This is a genomic window from Shimia sp., from assembly GCF_041624275.1.
Classification (GTDB): Bacteria; Pseudomonadota; Alphaproteobacteria; order Rhodobacterales; family Rhodobacteraceae; genus Shimia.
The window spans coordinates 1-3,276 of record NZ_JBFJVE010000254.1; the positions used below are offsets into that span (position 1 = coordinate 1).

A 3,276-nucleotide genomic window follows, 5' to 3' on the forward strand; every position below is an offset into this window, starting at 1 on the left:
GAATGCGCGCGCCACCGGCGGCCTGCGGTGCCGGTGGGGCGGCAGCGGCGGCGGGGGCCGGGGCAGAGGCAGGGGCGGCGGGTTCTGCCGCCGGCGCGGCGGCTGCGGGGGCAGTGGGGGCCGACACGTCGCCGGGCTCTTCGCCGTCTTCCAGCAGCAGCGCGATCACGGTGTTGACCTTGACCCCCTCGGTGCCCGCGGGCACCAGGAGCGGGCCCATCGTGCCCTCGTCCACGGCTTCGAATTCCATCGTCGCCTTGTCGGTTTCGATCTCGGCGATGATGTCGCCGGACTGCACTTCGTCGCCTTCCTTGACCAGCCATTTGGCCAGGGTGCCTTCTTCCATGGTCGGCGAGAGGGCGGGCATCAGGATTTCTGTGGGCATCTCCGGTCCTCCTCAGCGATAGGTCACGTCTTTGACGGCGGCGATCACCTCGTCGGTGGTGGTCAGCGCCAGTTTCTCGAGGTTGGCGGCATAGGGCATCGGCACGTCCTTGCCGGTGCAGTTGATCACCGGCGCATCGAGATAATCAAAGGCGCGCTGCATGATCGTCGCCGCCAGATGGTTGCCGATCGAGCCCACCGGCCAGCCCTCTTCGACGGTGACACAGCGGTTGGTCTTCATCACCGAGGCCAGCACCGTGTCATAGTCGATCGGGCGCAGGCTGCGCAGGTCGATGACCTCGGCGCTGATGCCCTCTTCGGCCAGTTTCTCGGCCGCTTCCAGCGCATATTGCATGCCGATGCCGAAGCTGACGATGGTGACATCCGACCCCTGGCGCCAGATCCGCGCCTTGCCGAAGGGGACGGTGAAATCCGCCATCGCCGGCACGTCGAAGACGCGGCCATAGAGGATTTCGTTTTCCAAAAAGATCACCGGGTTGGGATCGCGGATCGCCGATTTCAGCAGCCCCTTGGCGTCGGAGGCCGAATAGGGCATCGCCACCTTCAGCCCCGGGATCTGCGCATACCAGGCGGCGTAGTCCTGGCTGTGCTGCGCGCCGACCCGTGCCGCGGCGCCGTTGGCGCCCCGGAAGACCATTGGCGCGCCCATCTGGCCGCCCGACATGTAAAGGGTCTTGGCGGCGGAATTGATAATGTGGTCAATGGCCTGCATGGCGAAGTTGAAGGTCATGAACTCGACGATCGGGCGCAGGCCGCCAAAGGCGGCGCCGACCGCGATGCCAGTGAACCCATGTTCGGTGATCGGCGTGTCGATGACCCGCTTTGAGCCGAACTCGTCGAGCAGCCCCTGGCTGACCTTGTAGGCGCCCTGGTACTCGGCGACCTCTTCGCCCATCAGGAAGACCGTGTCGTCGGCGCGCATTTCCTCGGCCATGGCGTCGCGCAGCGCCTCGCGCACGGTCTGCTGCTTCATCGGCGTGCCCTCGGGCCAGTCCGGTGTCGGCGCGGCCGGTGCCGGCACCGGGGCGGCAACCGGGGCGGCCACCGGGGCGGCGGCGGGCTGTTGCGGGGCGCTCGGGGCGGCGGCTGCCGGGGCCGGGCGGGCCGGGGCCGCGCCGGCCTCTTCACCCTCGGCCAGAAGCGTCGCGATGGCGGTGTTCACCTTCACGTTCTCGCTGCCTTCGGCGACCAGGATATGGCCGATCACGCCGTCGTCGACGGCTTCGAATTCCATCGTCGCCTTGTCGGTTTCGATCTCGGCGATAATGTCGCCCGAGGTGACGCTGTCGCCTTCCTTGACCAGCCATTTGGCCAGCGTGCCTTCCTCCATCGTCGGCGACAGGGCGGGCATCAGAATTTCAGTAGCCATCTTTCGAACTTCCTCTGTCAATCACGCGTAGATGTCGGTCCACAGCTCTTCGGCTGCGGGCAGGGGGCTTTCCTTGGCGAACTCGGCGCTGGCGTTGACCACCGCCTTGATCTCCTTGTCGATCGCCTTCAGCTCGTCCTCGGAGGCGTGTTTGCCGTCGAGGATCATGGCGCGCACATGTTCGATGGCGTCGCGTTCCTCGCGCATCTTCTGCACCTCTTCGCGGGTGCGGTACTTGGCCGGGTCCGACATCGAATGGCCGCGATAGCGGTAGGTCTTGACCTCGAGGATATAGGGCCCCTTGCCCTTGCGGCAGTGGGCCACGGCGCGGTCGCCGGCATCCTTCACAGCCAGCACATCCATGCCGTCGACGGTTTCGCCGGGGATGCCGAAGGCCTCGCCGCGGGTATAGATATCGGGGGTCGAGGTCGAGCGGTTCTGGGCGGTGCCCATGGCATATTGGTTGTTCTCGATCACGAAGATCACCGGCAGATCCCAGAGCGCGGCCATGTTGAAGGTTTCGTAGACCTGGCCCTGGTTGGCGGCGCCATCGCCGAAATAGGTGAAGGTGACACGGCCGTTGCCCTGGTATTTGTCGGCAAAGGCCAGACCGGCGCCGAGCGGCACCTGGGCGCCGACGATACCATGGCCGCCGTAGAAATGCTTTTCCTTGGAAAACATGTGCATCGAGCCGCCCTTGCCCTTGGAGTAGCCGCCGGCGCGGCCGGTCAGCTCGGCCATGACCCCGTCGGCGGCCATGCCGCAGGCCAGCATATGGCCGTGGTCGCGATAGGAGGTGATGCGCTTGTCACCTTCTTCGGCGGCGGCCTCGAGCCCGACCACGACGGCCTCCTGGCCGATGTAGAGATGGCAGAAGCCGCCGATCAGACCCATGCCGTAAAGCTGGCCGGCCTTTTCCTCGAAACGGCGGATGAGCAGCATCTCGCGGTAGTATTTCTTGAGTTCATCGCCGGACACATTGGTCTTTCTGGCGGATTTCTTGGCAGCCATTGCGCGCCTCCCAGCGTTGACGGGCCGACGTGCCGGGGGTTGGCGGGGCGGGGCTGCCGCCGCGCGCCCGGCGCGTCTTGGTGAGTGTCGCCGCCCGGCACGGCCCCTGCGCGGACAGTGTGGGCGATTTTTAGTTTAGTGTTAAACTAAAGCGTAGCGGATGAAATGCGGCGTGGCGAGTGGAAAGTTGGAATTCTTTTCCGATCCGGTCTGGCCGGGTAGTCGGACGGGTCGGGGCCGGGCAGGGGGGCCAGCCCCCGCCCCCTTGCCGCAGGCGCGACAAGGGGACTCCCCCGGGATATTTCGGGCAAGAGAAAGCAGGGGCGCAAGGATGTGGAAGGCGGCGGCCGCGCCTAGGGTCTGTACTCAATAAGGGGTTCCACTGACGAGATTAGCGTGATTCACTTCTGCGAAAGAGCAGGAGGTGAGCATGGCACGATATGACCTGAGCGATGAGGAATGGCGGATCGTTGAGCCGCTTTTGCCGCGCC

General features: G+C 65.6%; 3 protein-coding genes. All 3 read right to left on the reverse strand.

Annotation, left to right across the window (positions count from 1 at the left end; all coding sequences use genetic code 11):
• The coding region (locus ABZD10_RS14600; protein WP_372887602.1) for a biotin/lipoyl-containing protein at positions 1-385 on the reverse strand (385 nt) is incomplete at its 3' end.
• Positions 386-397: 12 nt separating this feature from the next.
• Positions 398-1,774, reverse strand: a complete 1,377-nt coding sequence (locus tag ABZD10_RS14605; RefSeq protein WP_372887604.1) for a pyruvate dehydrogenase complex E1 component subunit beta — start codon at positions 1,772-1,774, stop codon at positions 398-400.
• A 21-nt stretch (positions 1,775-1,795) separates the two neighbouring features.
• The gene (gene pdhA / locus ABZD10_RS14610) at positions 1,796-2,785 is read right to left on the reverse strand and encodes a pyruvate dehydrogenase (acetyl-transferring) E1 component subunit alpha (RefSeq protein WP_372887606.1); all 990 of its coding nucleotides are present in this window, start codon (positions 2,783-2,785) and stop codon (positions 1,796-1,798) included.
• Positions 2,786-3,276 lie beyond the last annotated feature (491 nt).